This is a genomic window from Alcaligenes faecalis, assembly GCF_005311025.1.
In the GTDB taxonomy this organism is placed as follows: Bacteria; Pseudomonadota; Gammaproteobacteria; order Burkholderiales; family Burkholderiaceae_B; genus Alcaligenes; species Alcaligenes phenolicus.
In genome coordinates, this window is sequence record NZ_CP031747.1 from 438,425 (window position 1) to 452,157 (window position 13,733).

Below are 13,733 nucleotides of genomic sequence, written 5' to 3' on the forward strand. Positions count from 1 at the left end.
AGTGAAACGGCACGGTGGTGACGTGATGCCGCCGTGTATCAGCTATGAATGTACGAATTGAATTAATGCGTGTGCACGATCTGAGCCAGGTGCTGGAAGTCCAGGCGGATGTGTACGACGCGGATATTCTGGAAGACCGCAGCTTCTATCAGAACCGTCTGGATCTGGCTCCGGATAGCTGCTGGGTGGCACGTGATACCGACAATCAACTGCAGGGTTATTTGGTGTCCTACCCTTGGTCGGGCCTTTTGCCGCCGTCCCTGGGCGATGCGTTGAATAGCCTGCCTTCGCCCGCAGACCAATGGTTTATTCACGACTGCGCCGTGATGCGTCGCGCGCAAGGCCGTGGGGTGGCCGGAGCTTTGTTGCAAGCCGGTCGCCGCTATGCCTGGCAGCGTGGCTTGCGTCGTTGCAGTCTGGTGTCTTTGGGACCGGCCGTGGGCTATTGGCAGCGTCTGGGCTACAAGCCGATTGAAGGGGTGCCTGCACCCGTGCTGGAAGCAAAGCTGCGTCAGTATGGAGAGCAAGCCAGTTTTATGGATTGCGCTGTGCATCCCGATTGAACTGTTCTGAGGAGACGTTCAGTATCTAGCGGCTGCGTGCCCTGTTCGAGTTCTTAAAAAAAGGCCGGGAAATATTCCCGGCCTTTTTTATTTACGGGCGCAATCGATAGCCCGTTTTGAAAATCCAGCCCGCCACGGCAAGAAACACACTTAAAAACAGCAGTGTCATGCCCAGGCTCAGCCACACATTCACATCGGCCAGATCAAAGAAACTCCAGCGAAAGCCGCTGATCAGGTACAGCACCGGGTTCAGCAAGGTCAGTTTTTGCCAGAACTCGGGCAGCATGTCGATGGAATAGAAGGTGCCGCCCAAAAAGGTCAGTGGCGTCAGAATCAGCATGGGCACGAATTGCAGCTTTTCAAAGTTGTCGGCCCAGATACCGATAATGAAACCCAATAGACTGAAGGTCAGGGCGGTTAAGGCCAGAAAGCACAGCATCCAGATAGGGTGGGCAATTTCGTAAGGCACAAATAGCCGCGCCGTGATCAGGATGATAGCCGCCAGAAACAGTGACTTGGTGGCTGCTGCGCCCACAAAAGCCAAGGTCACCTCGAAGTGTGAAATGGGGGCAGACAGAATCTCGTAGATATTGCGCGTAAAGCGCGGAAAGTAAATTCCGAAGGCGGCGTTGGAGACGCTATGGGTCAACACCGACAACATGGTCAGCCCAGGCACGATAAACGCGCCATAGGGCACGCCGCCGATTTCATTGATGCGATGGCCAATGGCAGCGCCAAACACCACAAAATACAAGGCGGTGGAAATCACGGGGGCTACGATGCTTTGCAGCAGGGTGCGTCGGGTGCGTGACATTTCGTAGCGATAAATGGCCAGGATGGCGTACCAGTTCATGACTGTGCCCCTACAAACTCAACGTAAATATCTTCCAGACTGCGCTCGCGGGTATGGATGTCGGTAATGGTCAGCCCCGCTTGCCCAACTGCCGCCAGCAAATTGCTCAAGTCATGACCTTGTTCGCGGTTGGTCAAGGGGTAGAGCAGGCTCATGCCGTCGGCAGTGCTTTGCAGTCCCAGCGTTTCCAGCGCAGCGGGCAGGGCGCTGATCGGCTCGGCCAGATTCAGGCTCAGGGTTTTACCGCCCAGACGGCGCATCAGATTGTCTTTGGTTTCCACCAGCTGCAGTGAACCTTTATTGATGAAGCCGATGCGGTCGGCCATCTCCTGGGCTTCTTCGATGTAGTGGGTGGTCAGAATAATGGTGACCCCCTGGCTGCGCAGCCGTTTCACCAAGGCCCACATGCCTTGGCGCAAGGCCACGTCCACACCGGCGGTAGGTTCATCCAGAAACAGGATTTCCGGTTCATGGGAAAGCGCCTTGGCGATCAGGACGCGGCGTTTCATGCCGCCCGAGAGCGTAATCAAGGGGCTGTCTTTCTTGTCCCATAGCGACAAGTCCTTCAGAATCTGTTCGATCAGGGCCGGATTGGGGGCTTTGCCAAACAGGCCACGGCTGAAGCTGACGGTATTCCAGACTGTCTCGAAGGAATCGGCGCTTAGCTCTTGCGGCACCAGGCCAATTTTCTGGCGGGCGCGCTTGTAGTCGGCGACATTGTCTGCGCCATCTACCAGAACGGTGCCGCTGCTGCGATTGACCAGCCCGCAGATAATACTGATCAAGGTGGTTTTGCCTGCGCCGTTGGAGCCGAGCAGGGCAAAAATCTCGCCCCGCCAAATATCCAGGTCCAAAGCGTGCAGGGCTTGATGCCCGTTTGCGTATTGTTTGCTCAGGCCTCGAACACGCAAAATAGCGTGAGAATCAGGAGTGTTCTGCATAGACAGTAAAATGACCCTTTTGCTGTGCCGACAGGGTTTGAATAACGCAATGGATTTGACGATGCCAACTAGCTTACCACCGCCAACAGAGAGTGACGTTTTGAGTGATGCTCAGGCTATGGCTTTAGCCTTGGAGCAGGCTCAACTGGCGGCCAGCATCGGCGAGGTGCCCGTAGGTGCCGTACTATTGGATGCGGACGGCAGGTTGCTGTCTGTGGGCTCCAATCGCACGGTTTGTGATCACGATCCCACCCAGCATGCCGAGATCGTGGCCTTGCGCGCCGCGACGCGTAAAGTTGGCAATTACCGTTTGCCCGGAGCCAGCCTGTTCGTGACGCTGGAGCCTTGCATGATGTGCTTGGGGGCCTTGTTGCATGCGCGTCTGTCGCGGGTGGTGTGGGCCGCAGCCGATCCGAAGACCGGAGTGTGTGGCAGTGTGGAGTCCTTGCATTTGCATTCCACTCTGAATCACCACACCCGAGTCTCGGGTGGTTTGATGTCCGAAGAGGCGGCCCAGGCCTTGCGGGATTTTTTCCGCGAACGACGCGAACAGAAGAAGTTGCAAAAGCAGGCTCAAACAGTCCAATCGCCGCTGGATGGCGCCCAGTAGTCTCGCTAAAATGTCAGCACTTTATTTTCAAGGTTAATCATGAGCAGCCCCGAGCACGACCATCATCACCATCACCACGAACATGGCCAGTGCCATTGTGGGCAGCAGGACAGTTCGGGCATTTACCTGTTTTCGCCCTCTGGCCAGATCCTTGAACCCAAGCGCCTGGAGCTGGCAAGCCAGCGCCTGAACCAGCTGGGCTTTGCCGTGGACATAGACCCGGACGCCCTGGCGGTGGATGAACGCTTTGCCGGTACGGACGCTCAGCGTCTGGCCGCGGTACAGCGTTCCTTGCAACAGCCTCAGCCCATTGTGATGGCGACACGCGGTGGCTACGGTTTAAGCCGCATTCTGGGCCAGATCGACTGGCGCGCGGTAGCCGACAGTGGCAAGCGTTTTGTCGGCATGTCGGATTTCACGGCCTTCAATCTGGCCTTGCTGGCGCAAACTGGCGCCATCAGCTACACCGGCCCCACCGCCATTGCGGACTTTGGTGGCGATGAAACCGATGAATTGACGACCGAACTGTTTGGCGAATTGATGCGTGGCGAGCTGGAGCTGTTCAGCTTTGAGTCCGAGGGTTCGGATGCCGTCGATGGTCACGGTGTTCTGTGGGGCGGCAATCTGGCCCTGGTTTGCTCCTTGCTGGGCACGCCGTACTTCCCCAATATCAACGGCGGTATCCTGTTCCTGGAAGACGTGGGTGAAGCACCGTACCGAGTCGAGCGCATGTTGACGCAGCTCTGGCATGCCGGCGTGCTCAATCGTCAGATGGCGGTGGTATTGGGCCGTTTTACGGCTTACAAGACAGGCGCTTCGGATAATGGCTTTGATATGGATTCGGTGGTGCGCTGGTTGCGTGAAACCGTCAAAGTCCCGGTCGTAACGGGCCTGCCTTATGGACATGTGGACGTCAAGGTCAGCCTGCCTATTGGCAAGGAAGTGGGCCTGGCTACCGAGGACGGCATGGCTTATCTGGTTCTGGATGAGCACGAACACTAACGGATTTCGCGCCTGCTTGATACACTACTGGGTTGAACTCAACCTTTTTCAAAGTACGTTTACGTGATCTCCACCGCTAATTTAACGATCCAGTTTGGTGCCAAGCCTTTATTTGAAAACGTCAGTGTCAAACTGGGCGGAGGCAACCGCTATGGCCTGATTGGTGCCAACGGGTCGGGCAAGTCTACCTTCATGAAAATCATTGGCGGCGACCTGGAGCCAAGCGGGGGTAATGTATCGCTGGATCCGGGCGTGCGCCTGGGCAAGCTGCGTCAGGACCAGTTTGCCTACGAAGACAAACGTGTGCTGGACGTGGTGCTGATGGGCCACACAGAAATGTGGAGCACCATGCAAGAGCGTGATGCCATCTACGACAATCCAGAGGCCACCGAAGAAGACTATATGAAGGCCGCCGAACTGGAGGCCCGTTTTGCCGAGTACGACGGTTATACCGCCGAGAGCCGTGCCGGTGAATTGCTGATGGGTCTGGAAATTCCGGTCGAACAGCATCAGTTGCCCATGAGCGAAGTGGCTCCGGGCTGGAAACTGCGTGTGCTGCTGGCACAGGCCCTGTTCTCCAACCCGGATGTGCTGCTGCTGGACGAGCCGACCAACAACCTGGATATCAACACCATCCGTTGGCTGGAAGATGTGCTCAACAGCTACCAGAGCACCATGATCATCATCAGTCACGATCGTCACTTCCTGAATCAGGTCTGCACTCACATGGCTGACCTGGATTACGGCGAGCTGCGTGTCTACCCCGGCAACTACGACGATTACATGCTGGCGTCGGTGCAGTCGCGCGAACGTGTGCTGGCGGCCAACTCCAAGGCCAAAGAGCGTATTGGCGAGCTGCAGGACTTTGTGCGCCGTTTTGCCGCCAACAAGTCCAAGTCCCGCCAGGCTACCTCGCGACTGAAACAGATTGGTCGCCTGAAGGCAGAGACCATCGAAGTGAAGCCTTCTTCGCGTCAGAACCCGTTTATTCGTTTTGAACAGAAAAAAGTTCTGCACCGCCTGGCCGTGACGGTCGAGGGCTTGAGCAAGTCCTACGATCATCCCATCATCAAGAACTTCTCGGCCATGATTGAAGCGGGCGAGAAAATCGCGATTGTGGGTGCGAACGGTGTGGGTAAGACGACTTTGCTGCGTTTGCTGGCCGGTGATCTGACTCCTGACAGCGGCTCGGTGGTCTGGTCCGAGAACGCTGATATCGGCTATATGGCTCAGGACGTCTCGGACGAGTTCGATACCGAAGACAATGTGTTTGACTGGATCAGCCAGTTCCGTCAGGCCGGCGACGACGATCAGTCTTTGCGCTCGGTGCTGGGCCGCATGTTGTTCTCGGCCGATGACATCATCAAGCCCGTGAAAGTGCTGTCGGGTGGCGAGAAAAACCGCATGACTTTCTCGCGTCTGATGCTGGGTCGTCACAACGTCATGCTCCTGGACGAACCGACCAACCACCTGGATATGGAATCGATCGAGTCCTTGCAGATGGCCATGGAAAAGTTTGAAGGCACTCTGATCTTCGTGTCCCATGACCGCGAGTTCGTCTCCGGCGTGGCAACCCGCATTATCGAAGTGATGCCAGAAGGCCGTCTGGTGGATTACCGCGGTGGCTACGAAGACTATCTGGCCAGCCGCGAGCAGGACTGAGGCTAGGGGTGGCGGTCTTTACCCTGCGTGAGCCCACCAGCTTCGAGCAGGACATCAAAAAAAGCCGCTTTCTGGCACTGGCTGCGCCTGTAGACAGTGCCAGCCAGGCTTTGGCTTTTTTCCAGGCCAAGGGTGTGCCCGATGCCACGCATAATTGCTGGGCCTACAAGATCGGGTCGGAATACCGCTTTAACGATGATGGCGAACCCGGCGGCACGGCCGGGCGTCCCATTTTGCAAGCCATAGAAGGCCAGGATTGCGACCGTGTTGCGGTACTGGTGATACGTTGGTTTGGGGGCGTCAAGCTGGGTACGGGTGGCCTGGTGCGCGCCTATGGCGGCGTGGCCGCTCAATGTTTGCGTCTTGCTGACAAGCAGGAGCTGATTCCCATGGCAGCTTTGCGCTGCCGTTGCTCCTTTGCCGATCTGGCTTTGGTTCAATCCCGTTTCGACAGCTTTGGCGTTCAGGTTCAGGACGAGCAATTCGATGCTGAAGGTGTGCAGTGGCTGTTGAATCTGCCGCTCGAGCATAAAGCTGATTTTCAACAGTCCTTTATCAATATGACGCGTGGCCAGGGGGAATGTGAACCCCTGGACCAAGCCTAAGTCACCCTCGGTTCTGCCCAAGGTCTGCAATGGACCTCTGGTCGCCATCTTCCTTGATGGAGTTTTCTGGACGAAAAGGTATCTTTTCCAGACGATTATCCCTCTGCACCGTCCAGGCAGTGGCCATACTAAATACCTCTGATTCCTTCTAAGTCTGTATCCAGCCTGCGGGTATGATCGGGTTTAGTCAGCATTGTGAGTGTAAGCCATGTCCTACGAGATCCATGCCAGCCAGTGGCTCAATACGACCGCTCCATTAAGCTTGGCGTCCTTGCGTGGCCGCGTGGTGGTGGTCACGGCCTTTCAGATGCTTTGCCCTGGTTGTGTCATCAACAGCCTGCCGCAAGCCAAGAAACTGGATACGCTGTTCTCGCGCGATGAATTGCGCATCATAGGCCTGCATAGCGTGTTCGAGCATCACGACGTGATGGGCCCTGCAGCTTTGCAGGCGTTTGCCCATGAGTACCGCTTGAATTTCCCCATCGCCATTGATCAGCCTTCAGACAGCGGCCCCTTGCCACGCACCATGAAGGAGTGGGGCCTGGGCGGGACACCATCTACCATTATTTTTGACCGTGATGGCAATCTGGCCATGAAGGAATTGGGCCATCTGGACGATCTGCGTCTGGGTGCGTTTGTCGGCCAGCTGATTGCTCGCCGCCCGGCGCAAGCAGACAAGAAAGAGGGGGTGGCGGACAAGCAGGATTCTTCCTCTTGCGGGCCGACCTGTACCTACTAGGTTTTTTGCTGAAAAGGGTTTGTCATGAAGATTGCGGTGTTTGATACCTACGTTGTGCGTCCTGACGGGCTTCGTATGCACTTTGATATCTTGGTCAGCGACGATGCCAAGGATATGGACAAGGTCTTGAGTTATGGTCAGCGTTATTTGGCGGCCAAAGGGGTGAATGTGGAAAACTTCACCTCGCGCGAGTGCCGCTTTTGCCATACGGAAATGGCTTCTGCGCCGGTCGAAAATGAAATCAAACGCAGTGGCTTCGCGATTATCGAGCTGGAAAACTGCGACTAAATCGCATTTATGCAAAAAAACGCCAGACGATTTGTCTGGCGTTTTTTCTGGGGCCGGGCAAATCAGGCCTGGTCAGGCTGCTGGTTTTGCTGGGCAGCAATTTCAGCATGGACTTTTTCCATGTCCACAGCCTGGACCTGTTCGATCAGATCGTCCAGCTGGGCAGCGGAAAGGGCACCGGCTTGCGAGAACAGCAAGACGTTTTCACGGAAAACCATCAGGGTAGGGATGGAGCGAATACGCAGGCCAGCGGCCAGTTCCTGCTCTTCTTCCGTGTTCACCTTGCCAAACGTCACGCCGGGGTGCTTGGCCGCTGCTGCGTCAAAGACAGGGGCGAATTGGCGACATGGACCGCACCAAGGAGCCCAGAAGTCGATGATCAGGGGTTTGCCGTCTTCTACTGCTGCCTGGAATGTTTCTTCGTTCAGTTCGACGATGCTCATGGGGGAGCCTCCGCAATAAAAAAGCGGCTGATGGTGTTCAGCCGCTTCGTTAAACATGCAATCAGTGTACTCGTTTTCCAGGCAGCCCTAAAGCGCCAAACGAGTTTGCTAAAGGGTTTTTCATTCCGTAGCGATTGCGTACTTGATCACAAACAAGATGGCGACAATCAGTGTGGCCAGGTGGATACTGCGCCAGCGGCCGGTTGTCAGCTTCAGGATCACGTAGCTGATAAAACCAAAGGCCAGACCGTTGGCAATCGAGTAGGTGAAGGGCATGGTGAAGGCAGCCAGGGCCGCAGGCACGGCCTCGGTCATGTCGTCCCATTTCACTTCAGTGATTTCGCGCATCATCAAGCACGCCACGTACAGCAAGGCGGGGGCGGTGGCGTAACCGGGAACGGTCGCGGCCAGTGGCGAGAAAAACAGGGCCAGCAGGAACAGGACACCAATGGTCAGCGCTGTCAGACCGGTACGGCCACCGGCTTGCACACCCGAGGCGCTTTCCACGTAGGCGGTGGTGCTGCTGGTACCCAGCATGGAACCGGCCACAATGGCGGTACTGTCAGCCAGCAGGGCGCGGCCCAGGCGATTGGGCTTGCCTTCTTCAATCAGGCGGGCACGCTTGGCAACCCCGATCATGGTGCCGGTGGCATCAAACACTTCAACCAGCACCAGCACCAGAATCACGTGCACAAAGCCGGTGTGCAGGGCACCCATGATGTCCAGCTGCATGAAGGTGGGCATCAGCGAGGGTGGGGTGGAGACGACACCACCAAATTCGCTGTGACCGGTCAGCATGGACAGAATGGTCACGGCCAGAATGCCGATCAGGATTGCACCGCGCACCTTCAGTGCGTCCAGGGCGGCAATAATAAAGAAGCCCAGAATTGCGTACAGGGCTGCGGGCTGGGTCAGGTCGCCCAGACCAATCTTGGTGGCAGGGTGGGCCACCACAATACCCGAGTTCATCAGGGCGATCAGGCCCAGGAACATGCCGATACCGGCGGCAATGGCGCTTTGCAGGGATTTGGGAATGCCCCGAATCAGCCAGGACCGGATGCCAGTCACCGTTAGAATCAGGAAGATCACGCCGGAAATAAAGACCGCGCCCAGCGCCTGTTGCCAGGTATAGCCCAGGGTGGCGACCACGGTGAAGGCAAAAAAGGCGTTCAGGCCCATGCCCGGTGCCATGCCGATAGGCCAGTTGGCCACAAAGGCCATGATGAACGTGCCCAGAGCAGCAGCCAGGCAGGTGGCTACAAAAATGGCATTGCGATCCATCCCTGTGGACGACAGGATGTCTGGATTCACAAAAATAATGTAGGACATGGTCAGGAAGGTAGTGATACCTGCCAGGACCTCGGTACGGACGTTGGTGCCATGCTCAGTGAGTTTGAAGAGACGTTCAAACATGGGCAGCCTCCTTGTGATTATTAGGCGATCGGAGCGTGAAATTATCGATGCGGGATTTTAACCACGAGTGTGCCACTGCGTCGCCCCCCTTTGTCGCGATGTATCGGCACAACCCAGACACTATCCGCTGATTGTCTTGAGGGGATAAATTCCTATTTTCCCCAATACAGCAGGCTAAAATAAGCGCCATGAATATTCTTGGATTTGAAAGTTCCTGCGATGAAACTGGCGTGGCGCTGGTCAGCACGGAACAGGGCCTGCTGGCCCATGCCTTGCACAGCCAGATCGCCATGCACCGTGAATATGGTGGGGTGGTGCCTGAACTGGCCTCTCGCGATCATATCCGTCGCGTCCTGCCTTTGACACGGCAGGTGTTGGCTTCTTGCCATATGCAGCTCGATCAGGTCGATGCCATTGCCTATACCGCCGGCCCCGGTCTGGCCGGTGCCTTGCTGGTGGGAGCTAGTGTGGCGCAGTCGATTGCCTGGTCGCTGAAAAAACCGACGATTGCTATCCATCACCTGGAAGGTCATTTGCTCTCGCCCTTATTGGCCGAGCCGCGTCCCGACTTTCCCTTTGTGGCCTTGCTGGTCTCGGGTGGCCACACTCAGCTGATGCGTGTAGATGGTGTGGGTCAGTATGAATTGCTGGGTGAAACGCTGGACGATGCAGCAGGCGAAGCCTTTGATAAAAGCGCCAAGCTGATGGGCCTGGGTTATCCCGGCGGCCCGGCCTTGTCGCGTCTGGCTGAACAGGGTGACCCCAGCGTGTACGAGCTGCCGCGTCCCATGATGCACAGCAAGGATCTGGATTTCAGCTTTAGTGGTTTAAAAACTGCCGTGCTGACGCGCTTGCGCAAGCTGGAAGCGGAAGAGGGCGGGATTACCGAACAGCAACGCGCTGATCTGGCTGCTGCGACCGAGGCCGCCATTGTGGACGTGCTGGCCGCCAAGGCGATCAAGGCCTTGAAGCAAACGGGCTTGAAACGTCTGGTGGTTGCCGGTGGTGTGGGCGCCAACCGCCACTTGCGGGCTTATTTACAGAAAGCCGTGGCGCGTTTGAAGGGCGAGGTGTTCTTTCCGCCGCTGGAATTCTGTACCGATAACGGTGCCATGATTGCTTTTGCGGCGGCCATGCGGGTCAAGCATGGTTTGGTGACTTTGGATGATAGCCAGCATGGCTTTGCCATCCGGCCTCGCTGGGATCTGGCTTGTGTGAACCAGCCTGTCTCCCAGCAAGAGCGTTAGTGCTTATTTTTTCTTGGAACCGATCTTGCTTTCTTTGCCCGTCATCAGACGACGAATGTTTTCCTGGTGACGCCAGAGCAAGAAGGCACTGATCAGGACCAGGGCCGTGGCAATAGAGGCATTCATGGGCCAGACCACCTTGGCACCGAGCAGGTAAAACAAGGGGGCAAACACGGCACTGATGATGGCTGCCAGCGAGGAGTAACGGCTGACATAAGCGATAATCAGCCAGGTGGCCGCGGTAGCCAGAGCCAGCCAGGGCAGCAGGGCCAGGATGACACCCAGTGCGGTTGCCACGCCTTTACCGCCTTTAAAGCCCAGAAAGACCGGGTACAAGTGACCCAAAAAGGCAAAAAAGGCGCTGACACCCAGTAAAGTCGGTGCCCAGCCCCAGTTGCTGATGGCCTGTTGGGTCAGAAAGACAGCCAGCCAGCCTTTGAAGGCATCGCCCAACAAGGTCAGGACAGCTGCTTTTTTATTGCCGCTACGTAGTACATTAGTGGCTCCCGGATTTTTCGAACCAAAGGTGCGAGGGTCTTGCAAGCCCATGATCTTGCTGACGATTACGGCAAACGGCAAGGATCCCAGCAAATAGGACAAGAGGGCGACAAGCGGGGCGGCCACAGCAAAAGAAACGGCGTTCATGAGGATTGAGCTCCACAATTATTGTTGCGCGGATTCTACCGGCCTTGCAGCAAAATACCAAAGGCAGCGGGTACAATTTGCTGCCCCTGTTAGATTTTTAACGGAAAAGTAAAGCATGCGTATTCTGGTCTCCAACGATGATGGCTATACAGCAGCCGGTATCGAGGCTTTGTATGAAGCCTTGCAAGGACTGGGTGAGCTGACTGTCATTGCACCCGAGACCAATTGCAGCGGTGCCAGCAATTCCCTAACCTTGAATCGTCCCCTGTCGCTGCGCCAGGCCAGCAATGGTTTTTATTTTGTTAATGGTACACCGTCCGATTGTGTGCACGTGGCCCTGACAGGCCTGCTGGATTTTCGTCCCGATCTGATTGTGTCCGGTATTAATAATGGCGCCAATATGGGCGACGACACTTTGTATTCGGGCACGGTAGCGGCCGCGATGGAAGGCCATTTGTTTGGTATTCCCGCAATTGCGTTTTCCCTGATTGAACGCGGCTGGAAGAACCTGGACAGCGCAGCGCGCGTGGCACGAGATCTGGTACAGCGCTGTCAGAAGAAGCCGTTGGCGGCCAATACCTTGCTGAACGTGAATATTCCGTGTTTGCCCTACGAAGCCTTGAAGGGCACGCAAGTCACCCGCCTGGGCAAGCGTCATCCCGCGGAGCCGGTTGTAAAAAGCCAGACGCCTTATGGCGAGCCCGTGTACTGGATTGGCCGTGTTGGTGGTGTGTCCGATAGCGAGAAGGGCACAGATTTCGGGGCCGTCGAACAAGGTGCAGTATCCATTACCCCCTTGCGCGCGGACCTGACTCACCACGAGCAACTGGCCGGATTGCGGGACTGGATGCAATGACAAGTAAACTAGGCAAGCGCTATCCTTTTGCAGACGGCACTCGGAACCGGTTCGGCAAGTCCAGCCTGGGCAGTGGCCTGTCTGCCAGCAACAGCAATACCCGTATTGTGCAACGGGGCCAGTTACAACCGACACCGTCGGCCATTTTGTCACCGCAAGTGTCAACAAGTGTCAATCTGGGTTTGAACTCGGAACGCTCGCGTGGCATGATGATCGAGCGCTTGCGCCGTCAAGGAATTACCGACGAACGAGTGCTGGCGGCCATGCAGGCAGTACCGCGCCATCAGTTTGTTGATCAGGGTTTGGCCAGTCGGGCCTATGAAGATGATGCCTTGCCTATCGGCTTTGCGCAGACCATCTCCCAGCCTTGGGTTGTGGCCCATATGATCAGCCTGGTGTGTGACCAGAAAATACCGACTAAGGTGCTGGAAGTGGGGGCCGGATGTGGTTATCAGGCTGCTGTTTTGGCACAATTGGTCAAAGAAGTGTATGCGGTAGAACGTATCAAAGGCTTGTGTGATATGGCCCGCGATCACATGCGCCAATTAGGGCTGTCGCAACGGGCTCGAATAATGTTTGGTGACGGAATGCAAGGTTACCCTGCCGCGGCACCATATGATGCTATTGTTGTGGCGGCAGCCGGTCCGGTCATTCCCAGAACCTTATTGGAACAATTAACATTGGGGGGGAGACTGATCGCCCCTGAAGGTACGACACAACAGCGCCTGGTTTTGGTGGAACGCACCGGACAGGCTACTTGGCGTCGTGAAGAACTTGATGCGGTTCGCTTCGTGCCGATGCGAGCCGGAACCCAGATTTAGTCAGATATTCTCAGGAGATTTATATGCAGCATGCAGTCAGGTTACCGTTAACCGCTGCTTCCACCGGTACACAGTGGTTCTTGACGCCCCGTCAGTGCCTGGTGGCGGCTGTGGTCACCAGTACCCTGCTGGCTGGTTGTGCAAGCCGTAATGAGCGCGCTCCAGTCACTGACCTGAGTTCCTCTTCGGCGGCAGGCAGCGTCAGCAGTGCCTCGGGTACCTATGTGGTACGCCCCGGCGATACGCTCTACAAGATTGCACAAGCGCACGGCATGGACGTGAATTCGCTGATCCAGTTGAACCAGATTACGGATCCTTCCATGTTGCGCGTGGGTCAAACCTTGCGTCTGGACGGCAATACCTCGATGGCGGCAGTGACGACTCGCCCAGCCGGTAGCGGTAGCACACAGACCTCGCCAGTCAGCCCGGCCACCCCGGTCAAGACTGAAACGCCCGTGTCTGCGCCTCGCGCCAGCGACGCGGCTCTGATCGCCTGGGGCTGGCCTGCCAGTGGCAAGATCATCCAGGGTTTCAATGCCTCGACCAAGGGTATTGATATCGAAGGCAAGGTGGGCGACCCCGTGGTTGCCGCAGCGGATGGCAAGATCATGTACGCCGGTAACGGTGTGCGCGGTTTAGGCTCCATGGTGCTGGTCGGTCACAGCAATGGCTTTATCACTGCTTACGCTCATAACAGTGTCTTGCACGTTAAAACGGGTCAGCAGGTGAAGAAGGGGCAGCGTATTGCCGATCTGGGTCAGTCTGACACCACCTCGCCACGACTGCACTTCGAGATTCGTCGCTCCGGTACGCCGGTCAACCCGATCTCGTACCTGCCTACGCGATAAGCTCGGTATCTGGACTGAAAAAAGCGGCTTCTGGCCGCTTTTTTTGTGCGCCCTGTTCGAGGGTGCTCAATTGAATGACTTTTTGAGTGCAGATTGCTCTTCCAACTTGAAGGCTATGCCTGTCGGCCGGCGGGGCATTTAGAATTTAGTAGCGTTGCGGAACCGCTAGTGCCGCGTTCTGCTTGTTTTTACCCGTT

The 13,733-nt window shown here is 56.4% G+C and carries 16 protein-coding genes; 11 read left to right on the top strand and 5 right to left on the bottom strand.

The window, feature by feature from the left end; all coding sequences use genetic code 11:
- Nucleotides 1-44: 44 nt before the first annotated feature.
- Entirely contained in the window at nucleotides 45-563 is a 519-nt protein-coding gene (locus D0C27_RS02050) for a GNAT family N-acetyltransferase (RefSeq protein WP_431188470.1), read from the top strand.
- 91 nt (nucleotides 564-654) lie between these two features.
- On the opposite strand, the gene D0C27_RS02055 is transcribed toward D0C27_RS02050, so the two are convergent.
- On the bottom strand, nucleotides 655-1,416 hold the full coding sequence (locus D0C27_RS02055) for an ABC transporter permease (protein WP_009462119.1): 762 nt from the start codon (nucleotides 1,414-1,416) through the stop codon (nucleotides 655-657).
- Nucleotides 1,413-2,357 (bottom strand): ABC transporter ATP-binding protein, encoded by a 945-nt coding sequence (locus tag D0C27_RS02060; RefSeq protein ID WP_009462116.1) that lies wholly within the window; start codon nucleotides 2,355-2,357, stop codon nucleotides 1,413-1,415. The genes D0C27_RS02055 and D0C27_RS02060 overlap by 4 nt, the downstream gene beginning before the upstream one ends.
- A gap of 61 nt (nucleotides 2,358-2,418) precedes the next feature.
- Between D0C27_RS02060 and tadA the strand changes: the two genes are divergently transcribed.
- The 6 genes from tadA to D0C27_RS02090 all read left to right on the top strand — a co-directional run bounded on the left by tadA (nucleotide 2,419) and on the right by D0C27_RS02090 (nucleotide 7,263).
- Nucleotides 2,419-2,967: a tRNA adenosine(34) deaminase TadA gene (gene tadA, locus D0C27_RS02065; RefSeq protein ID WP_051316269.1), complete on the top strand. Its 549-nt coding sequence runs from the start codon at nucleotides 2,419-2,421 to the stop codon at nucleotides 2,965-2,967.
- Nucleotides 2,968-3,006: 39 nt separating this feature from the next.
- The gene (locus D0C27_RS02070) at nucleotides 3,007-3,969 is read left to right on the top strand and encodes an LD-carboxypeptidase (RefSeq protein ID WP_021446533.1); all 963 of its coding nucleotides are present in this window, start codon (nucleotides 3,007-3,009) and stop codon (nucleotides 3,967-3,969) included.
- 63 nt (nucleotides 3,970-4,032) lie between these two features.
- The gene (locus D0C27_RS02075) at nucleotides 4,033-5,631 is read left to right on the top strand and encodes an ABC-F family ATPase (RefSeq protein ID WP_035271819.1); all 1,599 of its coding nucleotides are present in this window, start codon (nucleotides 4,033-4,035) and stop codon (nucleotides 5,629-5,631) included.
- Between the two features lie 8 nt (nucleotides 5,632-5,639).
- Complete coding sequence (locus D0C27_RS02080; protein ID WP_009462108.1) at nucleotides 5,640-6,236, top strand: IMPACT family protein; 597 nt, start codon at nucleotides 5,640-5,642, stop codon at nucleotides 6,234-6,236.
- A gap of 208 nt (nucleotides 6,237-6,444) precedes the next feature.
- Nucleotides 6,445-6,975: a peroxiredoxin family protein gene (locus tag D0C27_RS02085; RefSeq protein ID WP_137430295.1), complete on the top strand. Its 531-nt coding sequence runs from the start codon at nucleotides 6,445-6,447 to the stop codon at nucleotides 6,973-6,975.
- 24 nt (nucleotides 6,976-6,999) lie between these two features.
- Complete coding sequence (locus D0C27_RS02090) at nucleotides 7,000-7,263, top strand: DUF2024 family protein (protein ID WP_137430296.1); 264 nt, start codon at nucleotides 7,000-7,002, stop codon at nucleotides 7,261-7,263.
- A gap of 62 nt (nucleotides 7,264-7,325) precedes the next feature.
- Here the strand turns inward: D0C27_RS02090 and trxA are convergent, their stop codons facing one another.
- On the bottom strand, nucleotides 7,326-7,706 hold the full coding sequence (gene trxA, locus D0C27_RS02095) for a thioredoxin (RefSeq protein WP_009462103.1): 381 nt from the start codon (nucleotides 7,704-7,706) through the stop codon (nucleotides 7,326-7,328).
- A gap of 120 nt (nucleotides 7,707-7,826) precedes the next feature.
- Complete coding sequence (locus tag D0C27_RS02100) at nucleotides 7,827-9,119, bottom strand: NCS2 family permease (protein ID WP_021446536.1); 1,293 nt, start codon at nucleotides 9,117-9,119, stop codon at nucleotides 7,827-7,829.
- Nucleotides 9,120-9,307: 188 nt separating this feature from the next.
- On the opposite strand from D0C27_RS02100, the gene tsaD reads away from it, so the two are divergent.
- A complete protein-coding gene (gene tsaD / locus D0C27_RS02105; RefSeq protein ID WP_009462097.1) occupies nucleotides 9,308-10,366 on the top strand; it encodes a tRNA (adenosine(37)-N6)-threonylcarbamoyltransferase complex transferase subunit TsaD in 1,059 nt (352 codons plus the stop codon).
- 3 nt (nucleotides 10,367-10,369) lie between these two features.
- On the opposite strand, the gene plsY is transcribed toward tsaD, so the two are convergent.
- Nucleotides 10,370-11,011 carry a glycerol-3-phosphate 1-O-acyltransferase PlsY gene (gene plsY / locus D0C27_RS02110; protein WP_026483344.1) on the bottom strand — a complete coding sequence of 214 codons (642 nt, stop codon included), beginning with the start codon at nucleotides 11,009-11,011 and terminating at the stop codon, nucleotides 10,370-10,372.
- Between the two features lie 115 nt (nucleotides 11,012-11,126).
- Between plsY and surE the strand changes: the two genes are divergently transcribed.
- Genes surE through D0C27_RS02125 form a run of 3 tightly spaced genes read left to right on the top strand, consistent with a single transcriptional unit; the run spans nucleotide 11,127 to nucleotide 13,536 of the window.
- Complete coding sequence (surE, locus tag D0C27_RS02115) at nucleotides 11,127-11,867, top strand: 5'/3'-nucleotidase SurE (RefSeq protein WP_137430297.1); 741 nt, start codon at nucleotides 11,127-11,129, stop codon at nucleotides 11,865-11,867.
- Nucleotides 11,864-12,688, top strand: a complete 825-nt coding sequence (locus tag D0C27_RS02120; protein WP_137430298.1) for a protein-L-isoaspartate(D-aspartate) O-methyltransferase — start codon at nucleotides 11,864-11,866, stop codon at nucleotides 12,686-12,688. The genes surE and D0C27_RS02120 overlap by 4 nt, the downstream gene beginning before the upstream one ends.
- Before the next feature lie 23 nt (nucleotides 12,689-12,711).
- Nucleotides 12,712-13,536 carry a peptidoglycan DD-metalloendopeptidase family protein gene (locus D0C27_RS02125; RefSeq protein ID WP_009462088.1) on the top strand — a complete coding sequence of 275 codons (825 nt, stop codon included), beginning with the start codon at nucleotides 12,712-12,714 and terminating at the stop codon, nucleotides 13,534-13,536.
- Nucleotides 13,537-13,733: the final 197 nt, after the last annotated feature.